The following is a 14,701-nucleotide window of genomic DNA, read 5'->3' as shown; positions in this document are numbered from 1 at the left end:
TCATCAATACGGCTCGGCGAATCAGTGCTGGCGGCGGAAGAAGGCGGCCGTGCACCCGCATCCCCGTGTTCAGTCCCTCCGCAGCAACCACGCCGCCAGCGCGGTCGTCGCGCACAGCGTGAGCCCCACGACCACGAGCCCCGTGTGCATCCCCGATACGGAGAAGCCGGAACCGGAGCCGGAGCCCTCTCCGCCACCCGCGAGCAGCGCCCCGAAGAGGGCCACGGACATCGCGCCGCCCGTCTGGCGAAGGGAGTTGAGGAGGCCGGACGCGGTGCCCGCGCGCTCGCCGGGCACGGCGTCCATGAGCTGCGCGGTGAGCGCGGGAACGGCGAACGCGCCGCCCAGGCCGGTCGGTACGAGCAGGAGAAGGACGAGCCACAGCGGCGTTTCGGCGGTCAGCGGGACGAGCGCGAACATGGCGAGGGCGAGGACCGCCTGCCCGATGACGATGACCTCGCGCCGCCCGAACCGCTCGGCGGCGCGCGGCGAGACGAGGTTGCTGCCGGTGACGAGCACGGCGAGCGGCACGAACATGAGGCCCGCCTCGACGCCCGACATGCCGCGCAGCTGCTGGTAGTAGAGGCCGAGGAGGAAGGTCACGCCGTAGAACCCGGCGTTCACCGCGAAGCCGACCGCGAGGGCGACGCCGACCTGCCGCTGCCGCAGCAGGGAGAGCGGGACCATGGGCGCGCGGTGCCGCTTCTCGGCGGCGTGGAAGGCGAATCCGGCGGCGAGGGCCACGGCGAAGGCGACGAGGACGGGCGCGCTCAGCCACCCCAGGTGTCCGCCCTCGATGACGGCGAAGGCGAGGCCCGCGAGGGTCAGTACGGCCGTCGCCTGGCCCGCGAGGTCCAGCGGCGCGGGGCGGCGGGGCGAGCGGTCGGCGCGGGCGAGGAGGGCGAGGATCACCGCGCCCACGGGGAGGTTGAGGAGGAAGACGGAGCGCCACCCTGCGGCCTCCGTGAGGATGCCGCCGAGCACGGGCCCGACCGCGACGGCCGCCGAACCGCCCACCGTCCACAGCGCGATGGCGCGGGCGCGGCGGCGCGGGTCGTCGTAGGCCTGGCGGATCAGCGCGAGCGAGGCGGGCATCACGACGGCCGCGCCCGCGCCCTGCGCGACACGGGCGGCGATCAGCGCGCCGATGCCGGGCGCCAGGGCGCAGGCCAGGGAGGCGGCGGTGAAGAGCCCCACGCCCCAGGCGTACGCCCGTCGCGCCCCCGCCCGGTCGGCGAGCGCGCCGGCGGACAGCATCAGCGCGGCGAACATCAACGTGTACGCGTCCACGACCCACTGCAGCCCCGCCATGCCGCCGTGCAGGGTGGCGCTGATGTCGGGCAGGGCGATGTTCACGGCGGTGACGTCGATGGTGATGACGGTGAAGCCGAGGAGGGCGGCGAGGAGGGCGAGGGTGGCGGAGGCCCGGGAGGGAGGCGCGGCGGGGGAACGCTCACGGCTCGGGGCGAGGACGGCGGACAAGGGGGCTCCTACGGTGGGCGGGGTCGCGGGGTGACGTGCGGGTGGCCGGGAAAGCGCCGCGGGGCGGCAGGCCCGGGCGGCACAAGATCAACGCCCCCTCACGATCCGCCGAAGCCCCCCGCGCTGGGAGACCGCCCTGTTCCTGGCCCTGACACGGCCCCCCACATCCGCCGCCCACCAGGGACAATGCCCTTATGACGGAACGCACGACGCGCACGGCTCCCAGAGCGGCAGCCCCCGGCACGGAACTCGGCCGCTACCTCCGCGCGCGCCGGGCCCGCGTCACCCCCGCCGACGCGGGCCTGCCCGCGGGCGCCGGGTTCCGCCGCACACCGGGCCTGCGCCGCGAGGAGCTCGCGACCCTCGCCGGGGTGAGCGTCGACTACTACACGCGCCTGGAGCGCGGCCGCGAGACCAACCCGTCGCCCGGTGTCCTCGACGCCCTGGCCCGCGCCCTGCGCCTGACGGGCGACGCCCACGACCGCCTGTACGAACTCGCCGAGCTGGCGTCGGGCCGCCTCACCGAGCCGCACCCCACCGCCGACCACACGGTGCGCGACTCCGCCCTGCGGATGCTGGACGCGCTGGCGCCGCTGCCCGCGTACGTGGTGAGCAGGCACAGCTACATGCTGGCCGCCAACGCCCCCGGCAAGGCGCTGCTCCCGGGCCTGTGGGACTGGCCGGCCGAGAAGCGCAACGTCCTGCGCTACCTCTTCCTGCACCCCGTGGGCCGCGCCCTGTACCGGCCCTGGGAGGAGACGGTCGCCAAGTCGGTCTCGCACCTGCGCGCGATATCCGGCACGGACACGGACTCGCCCCAGCTGACGAACCTGGTCGGCGAACTCCTGCTCAAGTCACCGGATTTCGCCCGCATCTGGGAGCAGTACGACGTGTGCGAGCGCGGCGGCGGCATCAAGTCCTTCGACCATCCGAAGGTGGGCGCGATGACCCTCACGTACGAGGTGATGAAGCTGGCCAGGACGGGCGGCCAGCGCATGGTGGTCTACCAGGCCCCGGAGGGCACCCCGGACGAGAAGGCGATGCTGAACCTGACGGACTGACCGCCCCCGCCGCCGCGCTCACTCGGCGGCGCAGGAACTCCCGCTCCTGGGCGTCTCCCCGTACAGCAGGAACCCGTCGACCTTGTCCTGCACGCACGTGGACCCGAGGTACCCGGTGTGCCCGTCGCCCTTGTTGTCCAGGACGACGGCCTGCGACCCGAGCCGCCGCGCGGTCTCCTCGGTCCACCGGTAGGGCGTGGCCGGGTCGCCGCGCGTGCCGACGAGCAGCAGCTTCGGCGTCTTCACGTCGCGTACCTCGTCACGGATGTAGCTGGTGCCCGCGGGCCGTCCGAAGCAGAGCAGCACCGGCATCAGCATCGACCTGCCGAACACGGGCGAGGCCTCCTCGAACTCCTCCTGGAGCCTGCCGACTTCCTTCTCGATGCGGGCGGCGTCGGGGCGGTCGGGGTCGTCGGCGCAGTTGACGGCCATGAGGGCGGCGGCCATGTTGTCGGCGGGCACGTCGTCGCCGGCGTCCCGCACTCCGTTCGCGAGCCCGCCGCTCATCCGGATCAGCGCGCGGGGGTCGCCGTCGGCGAGCAGCGCCCCGAGGGCCTGGGAGAGCGCGGGCCAGGCCTGGCGGCTGTAGAGGGCCTGGCTGAGTACGCCGACGACGTCCTGCCCGGTGAACTCCTGGCCGTCCATGGCCTGGAGGGGCATCTCGTCCATGTCCTTGATGAGCTTGACCATGCCCTGCCGCGCGGCGCGCGAGTCCGTGCCGAAGACGCACCCGGCGTTCCCGGTGCACCAGGCGAGGAAGTTGTCGAGGGCGGTCTGGCGTCCCTCGGCGGTCGCGAGGGACTGCTCGGCGACGGGTTCGGTCAGGGTGTCCACGCCGTCGAGCACCATCCGCCCGACCTTCCTGGGGAACTGGGCGGCGTAGACGGCACCGAGCCGCGTCCCGTAGGAGAAGCCCAGGTAATTGAGCTTCTTGTCGCCGAGTGCCTGGCGCATGACGTCCATGTCCCGCGAGACGTTGACGGTCCCCACGTGGGGAAGGACGGGCCCGGACCTGGCCGTGCACTCCTTGGCGACCTTGCGCAACTGCTCCAGGACGGCGGCCGCGTCGTCCGCTCCCCCTCCCCCGTCCGTGGGGTCGGCGTCCTCCTCGGCGTCGCCGCAGCTGACCGGGTCGCTCAGGCCGACGCCGCGCGGGTCGAAGGAGACGACGTCGTACCCCTTGCTGAGGAAGCCGAACTCCTTCTGCGCTCCGGCGAGCGCGGAGACGCCGGGTCCGCCGGGGCCGCCGAAGTTCAGCAGCAGGGAGCCGCGCGGCTTGCCGCTCGCGCTGGACTTCATCCGGATCATCGCGACGTCGACGGTTCCCGCCGCGGGCTTGGCGTAGTCGAGGGGGACGGTCACGTGTCCGCAGCGGACGTCCTCGGCGCGACCGGTGGCCTCCGCCGCGGCCTCGGTGTCGCCCTTGCAGGCGGACCACTTGATCTTCTGCGTGTAGAACCGCGACAGATCGGGCCGACGGCTTCCTTCGCCGTCGGCGGCGGCCGAGGCAAGACCCGGCACGCCCGCTCCCACGACGACCAGCACGGTCACGCCGGCGACTGCACAGGCTCCGCGCACGGCAACCTCCCAGGGTGTGCCCCTCGCTCACCCTAAGCGCGGGGCAGACCCGGCGCCCGTTCACGCGAGGTCACTCTCCGCGCGCGCCCGTCACTCTCCGCGCTCACTCCCTCTCCAGGATCGCGGTGACGCCCTGCCCGCCCGCCGCGCAGATGGAGATCAGCCCGCGTCCCGGCCGCCCCCGCTCGGCGAGGAGCCCGGCGAGGGTGGCGACGATCCTCGCCCCGGTGGCGGCGAAGGGGTGACCGGTGGCGAGCGAGGACCCGGCGACGTTGAGCCGCTCGCGGTCCACCGCCCCGAGCCCTCGCTTCTCCCAGGCGGCGAGCGTGGCGAGCACCTGCGAGGCGAAGGCCTCGTGCACCTCCACGAAGTCGAAGTCCCCGAGCCCGAGCCCGGCCCGCTCCAGCATGCGGGGCACGGCGTACGCGGGCGCCATGAGCAGCCCGTCCTCACCTCCGGCGACGTCGCCGTGGACGAAGTCGACCGCGGCGCTCTCGCAGGCGACCAGATGCGCGAGCGGCTCCAGACCGCGCTCGGCGGCCCACGCGTCGCTGCCGAGCAGGGCGACGGCGGCGCCGTCGGTGAGGGGGGTGGAGTTGCCCGCGGTCATGGTGGCTCCTCCGGCGGCGAGCCCGAACACGGGCTTGAGGCGGGCCAGTTGCTCTGCGCTCGACCCGGGCCGGAGGTTCTGGTCCCGCTCGAGTCCCCGGAACGGCACGACGAGATCGTCCAGGAACCCGCGTTCGTACGCGGCCGCGAGCCGCTGATGGCTGAGCGCGGCGAGCTCGTCCTGGGCCGCGCGCGTGATGCCCCACTCGCGCGCGGTCACGGCGGCGTGCTCGCCCATGGAGAGCCCGGTCCGCGGCTCGGCGTTGCGGGGGATGTCGGGCACGAGGTGTCCCGGCCGCACGCGCGCGAGGGCGCGCAGCCGCCCGCCGACGGACTTGGCGCGCCGCGCGGCGAGCAGGGTCCTGCGCAGCTCGTCGTTGACGCCGAGGGGGGCGTCGCTCGCGGTGTCGGAGCCGCCCGCGACGCCGGAGTCGATCTGCCCGAGCATGACCTTGTTGGCGACGGCGACGACGGCCTGGAGGCCGGTGCCGCAGGCCTGTTGGAGATCGTAGGCAGGCGTACGGGAATCGACGCGCGACCCGAGGACGACCTCGCGGGCGAGGTTGAAGTCGCGGCTGTGCTTGAGCACGGCCCCGGCGACGAACTCCCCTACGACACCCCTCCCTTCGAGCCCGTACCGCTCGACGAGCCCGTCGACGGCGGCCGTCAGCATGTCCTGGTTCGACGCGGTCGCGTACGGCCCGTCGGAGCGCGCGAAGGGGATGCGACTGCCGCCGATGACGGCGACCCGGCGCAAAGAGGGAAGACTCATGCCTCGACCATCTCCTGACCCTTGAGTAACCTTACTCAGAAGTAAATTTACGACCGAGCCGGGAGTTGGACAATGGCCGACCGCTACCTGACCCTCACCGCGACAGCGCCCGGCCGCTTCCTGACCCGCCGCCTGGGCCTGCCGCAGCCGGCACCCCTGCGCCGCTGGTCGCGCGAACACCCTGAGCTGGGCGGCGAGTTGCTGCTCCTGACGGCGGGCGACTCACCTTTCACACAGGACCTGCTGACCCTCCTCACCGCGACAGGCAACAAGCCGACGACGGCAACTCCGCCGTCTCCCACGGCAGTTGTCCTGGACGCGACGGCAGTGGCGACGACCGAGTCCCTCGCCGAGGTGCACGCGAAGCTGCACCCGGTGGTGCGGAAGGTGGCGGACAACGGCCGCGTGGTGATCCTCGGCGCACCGTTGAGCCCGACGGACCACCACCAGTCGGCGGCGCAGCAAGCACTGGAAGGCTTCGTGCGCTCCCTCGCGAAGGAGCTGGGACGGGGCCGCACCGCGTGCCTGGTCCGCGTCCCTGGCCCGATCGGCACGGCCGAGTCGACCCTCCGCTTCCTCCTCTCCCCCAAGTCGGCCTACGTGACGGGGCAGGTGATCGAGACGGGCCCCGCGGAGTCGGTGGCGGCCCCCACCGACTGGAGCCGCCCCCTGGCCGGACGCACGGCCCTGGTGACGGGCGCGGCGCGGGGCATAGGCGAGGCGGTCTCGGAAGTCCTGACCCGGGACGGCGCCCAGGTGACGCTCCTCGACGTCCCCTCCGCCCGGCAGGACCTGACCCGCGTGGCGGACCGCGTCGGCGGCACGGCGCTGCCGCTGGACATCACGGCGCCGGACGCCGGGGAGCGCATCGCTGCGGCGCTGCCCGAGCACGGCCTGGACATCCTCGTCCACAACGCGGGCATCACGCGTGACCGCAGGCTGGCCAACATGGATGCGGCGCGCTGGAGTTCGGTCCTCGACGTCAATCTGGCGGCGGTCCTGACCACCACGGACACGCTGCTCAAGACCGGCACGATCCGCCCCGGCGGCCGCATCGTCGCCACGGCCTCGATCGCCGGGATCGCGGGCAACGCGGGCCAGACGAACTACGCGGCCGGCAAGGCGGGCATCATCGGCATGGTCCGCTCCCTCGCCCCGCGCGCCCTGGCGGAGCACGGCGTGACGGTGAACGCGGTGGCCCCCGGCTTCATCGAGACGAAGATGACGGCGGCGGTCCCCCTCCTCATCCGCGAGGCGGGCCGCCGCATGAACTCCCTCGCCCAGGGCGGCCTTCCGGTGGACGTGGCGGAGACGACGTCCTGGCTCGCCCAGGGCGGCATGAACGCCCAGACGATCCGCGTCTGCGGCCAGAGCCTGCTGGGGGCGTAGCGGCAGGGTCCCGCACTCACCCGCCCCCGGCCCCCGCGAAAGGTCACGATGCCCAGCACCGCCCTCCTCCGTGCCGCCCTGCTCTCCCCCTTCAAGCGCCCCCGCCCGGACGCGCGGCCGCCCCGCGGCCACCTCGTCTCCGCCCCCGCCCCCGATCCCCGCCACCTCGCCGCCTACGAGCGCGTCTGCGGGTTCGCCACCGGGCGCGACAGCGTGCCGCTCACGTATCCGCACGTCCTCGCCTTCCCCCTGGCCATGCGCCTGATGACCGCCAGGGACTTCCCGCTGCCCCTCCTCGGGCTCGTGCACACGTCCATCGACATCACCCAGCACCGCGCCCTCCAGCCCGGCGAGGAGCTTCGACTTGACGTTCACACAGAGACGTTGGGCCCGCACCGCCGCGGCACCGAGGCCACCCTCGTGACCGAGGCGCGGGCGAAGGACGGCACGCCGCTCTGGGAGTCGAGCAGCACGTACCTGGCCCGGCACGCGACGCACGGGACCGCAACGGCCGGGCCCCGGCCCGAGCGGCCCCCGGCCCCCCTCCCGGCCGGACCCACCTGGCACCTGGCCCCCGACCTCGGCCGCCGCTACGCCTCCGTCAGCGGCGACCGCAACCCCATCCACCTGCACCCCCTGACCGCCCGCCTCTTCGGCTTCCCCCGCGCCATCGCCCACGGCATGTGGACCGTGGCCCGCTGCCTGGCCCAGCACGGCGCCGACGGCCCCGTCCACGTCCACGCGGAGTTCAAGGCGCCGGTCCCGCTGCCGGCCGCGGTGACGTACGGATCCCAGGGCACGGCCTTCGAACTCCGCGGCCCCGAAGGCCAGTTGCACGTAAGGGGCGAGGTCACACCCCGCTGAGGGAAGGCGCCCCGCGGAAAGACGTCACGACGGAGCCCAGCGCCGCCCCTCCATCAGATCGCCGAGGCCCGCCCACGCGAAGTTCATGAGCGTCGCCGCGGCCTCCTTCGCCGACACGGACGCATCCGTGTTGGCCCAGCCCGCGAGGGACTCCGCCGCGCCCACCAACGCCTGGGCGAGCCCCGCGACTTCGCGGTCCGGCAGCGAGGGATCGCCGTGCGCCGACCGCGCCGCCTCCGCGATCAGCGACGTCACGAACGCGACGATCTCCTCCCGCATCGCGGCGACCTCGGCCGCGAACGGCTCCCCCTGCGTCCGCGCCTGGCTGTGCAGCACGGCCCACCCGTCGGGCCGCTCGGCGGTGTGCGTGAAGAACGCCCGCAGCCCGTCCCAGAGTTGGCGATCGGCACCCTCCCCCGAGGGCTCGCTCACCCCGCTCCGCACCGCGTCCACCAGCGCCGCGGCCTCCCGGCGTATGCACGCGCTGAAGAGCTCCTCCTTGGAGTTCAGGTACAGATACACCAGCGGCTTCGACACCCCGGCGAGCTCCGCGATCTCGTCCATGGACGCGGCCCGATACCCCCGCTGCCCGAAGATCCGCACCGCCGCGTCCAGCATCTGCTGCTCACGCACGGCCCGCGGCATCCTCGTCTGCCGCCGCTTCTCGCCCACCCGGCCCCCGCTTTCCCACGCTGTCCGTTCACAGGTCAGCGTACGGTCAACGGAGGCCGAAGAACGATTACCGGATGCGGAGCCCCACGGGCACGATCCACACGTCCACCCGGGCCCCCAGCTTCTCGGCGACGCCACCCCGCAGCGGCCCGTACACCTCCTCGTTGAGGCGGAGCACCTGCGAGGACCCGAGCACTTCGTCCGCGGCACGGAAGCCGGAGTGCAGCAGCCGCCCCACCGCCGTGTCCGGGTCCAGGACCCGCAGCCGGAACCGGGCGATCCTGCAGGCGACCACATCCGCCTCGTGCTCATCCACGACGGCCACCTGAAAATTGCCGAAGCCCTCGAAATGGCCCTCGCGCTCCAGGAGTTGAACGGCACGCTCCGCCTCACTCATCTCCCCGAGCACCTTCAGCGCGGCGCCTGCCAATTCCATGGCACCCCTGTCGGAGACACGACGAAGCTTCTCCAGAATCACGCCCGCAATTCCGAACGGGAACTCATGCGCCCGGTACGGCGAGAACCCCTCGTGATCCTCCACTCCCCACCCGACGCGCTCAAGCGTCTCCCCGTTGGCGCGATACCAGTCCCCTGATTCCCGGAACCGGTCGCACTTCTTGTTGGCCACGAGCTGCGCGAGGAGAACGGAATGGAGGACATCCTTCCTGTGCCTCTCGGAAACCTCCGCCGAAAACGCGATGAGGCTGCCGCCGACAACAGCGGCGACGGCCTCACCGCCCCGCGGGACCGGAACCGTCATGACGCAAGCTCCGTCATGGCCCCGGCTCCGTCATATCTCCAACTCGTCGATGAACTTGTCGGCCTTGTCGCCGAGCTTCTTGATGATCGACTCACGGACCTGCTCGTACACGTCCTCGTTGAGCGTCATCGTCTGCCGCGACTGGTACATCGTCGTGCTGGAGCGCGGGAAGCTGAAGAACAGCACGCGCGTGACGCGTTCGTTGGTCTTGAAGTGGAACGCGCCGATCTTCATCACGACGGTGTCGCGCGCGGAGACGCCGCACGCCGAGATCTGGAAGTTTCCCAGCTTCTCGCTGTGCGAGCTGCTCTCGAAGAGCACCACGCGCCGGTCCCTGTCCGGCAGGGCCTTCAGCGCCGCGATGGCGGCCTTCGCCACCGTCAGCTCGCCGCCCGTGGCGATGGCCTGGAGCAGCGCGATGACGGCCCGGTCCACGGTGAAGCGCGACCCGGCCACCGAGAGCTTGGCGAACGAGAAGGACGGCACGACCCAGCCGACCTGTTCGAGCACCGACCGGTAGAACCCGTACCACTTGTCGGTGTCCTTCTCCCGGTCGTACTTCTTGTTCGCCGCGAGCTGCGCGAGCAGCGTGGAGTTGAGGACGTCGGACTTCTGCTGGCCGTTCAGGCCGTCGGTAAAGGCGACGACCGATCCCGCGACGACCGCGGCCGACTCCTCTTCTTCCTGGAGTGCCACGCCTGCCGGGAAATAGGTCATCTCCGGAAGGGCGAGTTCGAGGCCGTCGATGAACTGCAGCGAATCGGCGACCTTCTGTTTCTGCTGGACCTCAATGTCGGAAGACGTCACAACGCCCCCTCCGTTCCCCCATCGGCTGGCGCCGAGTACCAGCACAAGCTGCCGTTCGGCGCCACTGGTGAGGGTCATATTAAACCTGCCGATGCGGCCGTCAAGGGCGTGGAAAAAGGACCACGAAAAAGCCCCGCTCCGGATCAATTCCGGGGCGGGGCTGATGCGTTGGAAAGGAAGCCGTAGGCCTTACGCGGTCGCAGGCACCGCACGCGACGACGGGGACTCGTCGAAGTCGTCGAGCGGCGAGGACGAGGCGCTCTCGTAGGCCTCGCGGTCGAGGATCTTCTCGCGGGCGGCGACGACCACCGGGACCAGCGCCTGTCCGGCGACGTTCGTGGCGGTGCGCATCATGTCCAGGACCGGGTCGATGGCGAGGAGCAGGCCCACGCCCTCCATCGGCAGGCCGAGCGTCGACAGGGTCAGCGTCAGCATGACGGTGGCACCGGTGAGACCGGCGGTGGCGGCGGAGCCGACGACCGACACGAACGCGATGAGCAGGTACTCCTTGATGCCCAGGTTCACGTCGAAGATCTGCGCGACGAAGATCGCGGCGATCGACGGGTAGATCGCGGCGCAGCCGTCCATCTTGGTGGTCGCACCGAAGGGCACGGCGAAGGACGTGTACTCCTTCGGGACACCGAGGCGCTCGGTGACCTTCTGGGTGATCGGCATGGTGCCGACCGAGGAGCGCGAGACGAAGGCCAGCTGGATCGCGGGCCAGGCGCCCTTGAAGAACTGGAGCGGGTTGACCTTGGCGACGAACGCGAGCAGCAGCGGGTAGACGCCGAACATCACCAGGGCGCAGCCGATGTAGATGTCGGCGGTGAAGGTCGCGTACTTGCTGATCAGGTTCCAGCCGTAGTCCGCGATGGCGAAGCCGATGAGGCCGACGGTGCCGATCGGGGAGAGCTTGATGACCCACCACAGGGCCTTCTGGAGGAGGGCGAGAACGGACTCGCTCAGCTCCAGGATCGGCTGGGCCTTGTCGCCGATCTTCAGGACGGCGATGCCGGCGACGGCGGCCATGAAGACGATCTGCAGGACGTTGAGCTCGGTGAACGGCGTGATGACGTCCGTCGGGATGATCCCGGTCAGGAAGTCGATCCAGGAGCCCGCGTGGTCGGGGGCCTTGCCGTCCTTGGGGGTCAGGCCGGTGCCGGAGCCGGGGTTGGTGATCAGGCCGATGGCGAGGCCGATGGCCACCGCGATCAGCGAGGTGATCATGAACCACAGCAGGGTGCGGGTGGCCAGCCGCGCGGCGTTGTTGACCTTCCGCAGGTTGGTGATCGACACCAGGATCGCGAAGAAGACGAGCGGGGCGACCGCCAGCTTCAGGAGCCCGATGAAGGTGTCACCGACCTTGGAGAGGGTGGTGACCAGCCAGGAGATGTCCTGGCTGCGGGCGAGCCAGCCGAGCAGGACACCGAGGACGAGGCCGCCGAGGATCTGCGCCCAGAACGGGATCTTGAGGAACTTGGGTATCCGGAAGCCGGACTCGGGCTTCTCGGTCTGGCCGGCCTTGTCGGCGGGCGTCGCGGAATTCGCGGACACGGACACACTCCGGTGAGGACAGAAAGGGGGAGGGAGACGTACGGGAGCGGCGACCGCGAACCACTAGGGGTGCGAAGCTCCAGTGGAGCCGGTGCTTGCATCGGTGGCGCCGCTGCAGCGGGGGTCACGGTCAGACGTGACAGGCCGCGGACATGCAGCGGCAGAGGTCGACATGCAGGCGCGCCACGAGCGGGACGCTCATGGCGTTGCGGTGCGCTGCTGCTGTCTTCATGTCGAACACGTTAACACTTGCACTTTGAGAACATCAAAGGTCTTGTTTGAGGTAAGCGGAGGGGTTGCCCCCGCTTGATCGGCGTCCCGGCGGCCCCAACTCCCCCACGACGCACGGAACCCCGGTCCCGGAGCGAGACGCTCCGGGACCGGGGTTCCGAGAAGTGTGTGACGAAGCTTACGAGCCCTGGGCCTGCGCGCGGGCGGCGTCGTCGGCGCTGTCCTCCTGGGTGCGATTCGCCTCCAGGTTGGCCTTGGCGCGGTCGACCTTCGCGACGACCTGCTCGGACGCGCGGTCGCGCTCCTTGCGCAGGGCCACGAAGCTGATGGGCGCGGAGATGACCAGCGAGAGCAGCAGCACCCAGAGCAGGTTGGACTCGCCGAGGCCGCGCGGCAGGATCTCGGTGTAGACAAGGCCCCAGACGACCAAGAAGCAACCCACGAAGATCCCGAGGCGCATCAGCGTGTAGCGGAGCATGTCAATCCACTCTTCCGTTCCGAAATGGGCCCGAGCTGGACGAGCCTCTCCAGTGAAGCATGGGAATCCCCGAGCGCGGCAAGGGGGTACGTCCCGGAGCAGGTCTACGGCAGCGGCAGCAGCATCATGACGTCGTCCCTGTCCTCGCCCGGCCCGACGCGGATGGCGCCGGGCACGCGCCCGACCTCCTTGTATCCGCAGGAGGCGTAGAAGCGGTCGACGCCGGTGCCGCCCCGGCAGGTGAGCCGTATCGCCTCGATGCCGTCGATCCCGCGGGCCGCGTCCTCGGCGGCCGCCATCAGCTCGCGGCCGTAGCCCCTGCCCTGGTGGCGGGGGTGGACCATGACCGTGTAGAGCCACAGCCAGTGCTTCATCAGCCGGTGCGTGTTGTGCGTGAGGAAGGCGGTCGCGGCGACGGCGCCCTCCTCGTCGCGGCCGACGAGGAGGCGGGCGCGCCCCTCGGCCATCGCGACCAGGTGACGTACGAACTCGGGGCGTATCTCGTCGGCCGTGACCGGCGGCACGAACCCGACGGCGCCGCCCGCCGCGGTGACCTCGACCCACAGGTCGAGGACCCCGTCGCGCAGGGCGGCGTCGACCGGCGGATCGAGCTGGAAGGCGAGCGGCATGGGAGGGAGACCTCAGACGCGCATGGCCTGCGGCGTCTCGCGCAGCATCGGGTCGGGGCCCTCGTACTCGCGGATCGCCTCGTAGCGGGTGTTGCGCTCGACCGGGCGGAAGCCGGCCTCGCGGATCAGGTCGAGGAGGTCCTCGCGGGTCAGCTTGTTCGGCGTACCGAAGTTGTCCGCGTCGTGCGTGATCTTGTACTCGACGACCGAGCCGTCCATGTCGTCCGCGCCGTGCTGGAGCGCGAGCTGCGTGGTGTGCAGGCCGTGCATGACCCAGAAGACCTTGACGTGCGGGACGTTGTCGAAGAGGAGGCGCGAGACGGCGAAGGTCTTCAGGGCCTCCGCGCCGGACGCCATGGTGGTGCGCGCCTGGAGCTTGTTGCGGACCTTGCCGTCCTGCATGTCGACGAAGTCGTGCTGGTAGCGCAGCGGGATGAAGACCTGGAAGCCGCCGGTCTCGTCCTGCAGCTCACGCAGCCGGAGCACGTGGTCGACGCGGTGGCGGCGCTCCTCGATGTGGCCGTACAGCATCGTGCACGGGGTCTTCAGACCCTTCTCGTGCGCGAGGCGGTGGATGCGCGACCAGTCCTCCCAGTGGGTGCGGTGGTCGACGATGTGCTGCCGGACCTCCCAGTCGAAGATCTCCGCGCCGCCGCCGGTCAGCGACTCCAGGCCGGCCTCGATGAGCTCGTCGAGGATCTCGGAGGCGGACAGGCCGGAGATCGTCTCGAAGTGGTGGATCTCCGTGGCCGTGAAGGCCTTCAACGACACGTTCGGGAGCGCCTTCTTGAGCTCGCTCAGCGAACGCGGGTAGTAGCGCCACGGCAGGTTCGGGTGCAGGCCGTTGACGATGTGCAGCTCGGTGAGGTTCTCGTTCTCCATCGCCTTGGCGAGGCGGACGGCCTCCTCGATGCGCATCGTGTACGCGTCCTTCTCGCCCGGCTTGCGCTGGAACGAGCAGTACGCGCAGGACGCGGTGCACACGTTCGTCATGTTGAGGTGGCGGTTGACGTTGAAGTGCACGACGTCGCCGTTCTTGCGCGTGCGCACCTCGTGGGCGAGGCCGCCGAGCCAGGCCAGGTCGTCCGACTCGTAGAGCGCGATGCCGTCCTCGCGGGACAGCCGCTCGCCGTCCCGGACCTTCTGCTCCAGCTCACGCTTGAGCCCCGCGTCCATACCCCGGCCGCCTCTCCACATGTCTACGTACATCGAGCCTCGCCCACGGTACGCCTACGCCTCTTCCGGAAGCTCCCCGACCCGGTTCTCCCACTTGGTGGAGAGCACGATCGTGGTCCGGGTGCGGGAGACCCCGCGGGTGCCGCTGAGCCTGCGGATCGTCTTCTCCAGGCCGTCCACGTCGCTGGCCCTGACCTTGAGCATGTACGAGTCGTCGCCCGCGATGAACCAGCAGTCCTCGATCTCGTGCAGGTCCTTCAGGCGCCGCGCCACGTCCTCGTGGTCGGCGGCGTCGGAGAGCGAGATACCGATGAGGGCGATGACGCCGAGGCCGAGCGAGGCGGAGTCGACGGTCGCGCGGTAACCCGTGATGACACCGGCCGCCTCGAGACGGTTGATCCGGTCCGTGACGCTGGGCCCGGAGAGGCCCACGAGCCGCCCGAGTTCGGCGTACGAGGCCCGGCCGTTCTCCCGCAGTGCCTGGATGAGCTGCCTGTCCACGGCGTCCATAGGTGCGATGCCTTTCATTATTCAGCGATACCGCGAGTCTATGTGTAGAATCTAAGGCGCAACAGGGTTCGCACCCTGTGAATCTTTCTCAATCTCAGCCGATCAACGACGATCCTTCAGGAGTGAGTC

At 70.9% G+C, this 14,701-nt stretch carries 14 protein-coding genes; 3 read left to right on the top strand and 11 right to left on the bottom strand.

What is annotated here, in order from left to right; translation table 11 throughout:
- Positions 1–69: 69 nt before the first annotated feature.
- Entirely contained in the window at positions 70–1,482 is a 1,413-nt protein-coding gene (locus ACZ4D5_RS16625) for an MFS transporter (RefSeq protein WP_467773109.1), read from the bottom strand.
- A 194-nt stretch (positions 1,483–1,676) separates the two neighbouring features.
- Between ACZ4D5_RS16625 and ACZ4D5_RS16620 the strand changes: the two genes are divergently transcribed.
- Positions 1,677–2,543, top strand: coding sequence for a helix-turn-helix transcriptional regulator (locus ACZ4D5_RS16620; RefSeq protein ID WP_467773108.1), 867 nt, complete (start codon positions 1,677–1,679; stop codon positions 2,541–2,543).
- An 18-nt stretch (positions 2,544–2,561) separates the two neighbouring features.
- On the opposite strand, the gene ACZ4D5_RS16615 is transcribed toward ACZ4D5_RS16620, so the two are convergent.
- Positions 2,562–4,094, bottom strand: a complete 1,533-nt coding sequence (locus tag ACZ4D5_RS16615) for an alpha/beta hydrolase (protein WP_467773107.1) — start codon at positions 4,092–4,094, stop codon at positions 2,562–2,564.
- 130 nt (positions 4,095–4,224) lie between these two features.
- The gene (locus tag ACZ4D5_RS16610) at positions 4,225–5,502 is read right to left on the bottom strand and encodes an acetyl-CoA C-acetyltransferase (RefSeq protein ID WP_467773106.1); all 1,278 of its coding nucleotides are present in this window, start codon (positions 5,500–5,502) and stop codon (positions 4,225–4,227) included.
- 72 nt (positions 5,503–5,574) lie between these two features.
- On the opposite strand from ACZ4D5_RS16610, the gene ACZ4D5_RS16605 reads away from it, so the two are divergent.
- Together ACZ4D5_RS16605 and ACZ4D5_RS16600 are read left to right on the top strand one after the other, a co-directional pair.
- Positions 5,575–6,891 (top strand): 3-oxoacyl-ACP reductase, encoded by a 1,317-nt coding sequence (locus ACZ4D5_RS16605; RefSeq protein WP_467773105.1) that lies wholly within the window; start codon positions 5,575–5,577, stop codon positions 6,889–6,891.
- Positions 6,892–6,939: 48 nt separating this feature from the next.
- A complete protein-coding gene (locus ACZ4D5_RS16600; RefSeq protein ID WP_467773104.1) occupies positions 6,940–7,755 on the top strand; it encodes a MaoC/PaaZ C-terminal domain-containing protein in 816 nt (271 codons plus the stop codon).
- Between the two features lie 24 nt (positions 7,756–7,779).
- On the opposite strand, the gene ACZ4D5_RS16595 is transcribed toward ACZ4D5_RS16600, so the two are convergent.
- From ACZ4D5_RS16595 to ACZ4D5_RS16560, 8 genes are all read right to left on the bottom strand, one after another.
- Positions 7,780–8,400, bottom strand: coding sequence for a TetR/AcrR family transcriptional regulator (locus ACZ4D5_RS16595; protein WP_467773569.1), 621 nt, complete (start codon positions 8,398–8,400; stop codon positions 7,780–7,782).
- A gap of 94 nt (positions 8,401–8,494) precedes the next feature.
- Positions 8,495–9,187, bottom strand: a complete 693-nt coding sequence (locus ACZ4D5_RS16590; RefSeq protein WP_467773103.1) for a hypothetical protein — start codon at positions 9,185–9,187, stop codon at positions 8,495–8,497.
- A 30-nt stretch (positions 9,188–9,217) separates the two neighbouring features.
- Positions 9,218–9,994: a hypothetical protein gene (locus ACZ4D5_RS16585; protein WP_467773102.1), complete on the bottom strand. Its 777-nt coding sequence runs from the start codon at positions 9,992–9,994 to the stop codon at positions 9,218–9,220.
- A 189-nt stretch (positions 9,995–10,183) separates the two neighbouring features.
- Positions 10,184–11,548: a dicarboxylate/amino acid:cation symporter gene (locus ACZ4D5_RS16580; protein ID WP_467773101.1), complete on the bottom strand. Its 1,365-nt coding sequence runs from the start codon at positions 11,546–11,548 to the stop codon at positions 10,184–10,186.
- A gap of 409 nt (positions 11,549–11,957) precedes the next feature.
- A complete protein-coding gene (locus ACZ4D5_RS16575; RefSeq protein ID WP_467773100.1) occupies positions 11,958–12,257 on the bottom strand; it encodes a DUF4229 domain-containing protein in 300 nt (99 codons plus the stop codon).
- A gap of 104 nt (positions 12,258–12,361) precedes the next feature.
- Complete coding sequence (locus tag ACZ4D5_RS16570) at positions 12,362–12,886, bottom strand: GNAT family N-acetyltransferase (RefSeq protein ID WP_467773099.1); 525 nt, start codon at positions 12,884–12,886, stop codon at positions 12,362–12,364.
- 12 nt (positions 12,887–12,898) lie between these two features.
- Entirely contained in the window at positions 12,899–14,062 is a 1,164-nt protein-coding gene (gene mqnE, locus ACZ4D5_RS16565) for an aminofutalosine synthase MqnE (protein ID WP_467773098.1), read from the bottom strand.
- A 54-nt stretch (positions 14,063–14,116) separates the two neighbouring features.
- Positions 14,117–14,572 carry an Lrp/AsnC family transcriptional regulator gene (locus ACZ4D5_RS16560; protein WP_365367564.1) on the bottom strand — a complete coding sequence of 152 codons (456 nt, stop codon included), beginning with the start codon at positions 14,570–14,572 and terminating at the stop codon, positions 14,117–14,119.
- Positions 14,573–14,701: the final 129 nt, after the last annotated feature.

The organism is Streptomyces sp. NPDC025651 (genome assembly GCF_055558735.1).
This window is presented reverse-complemented; position numbering and strand designations above follow the sequence as displayed.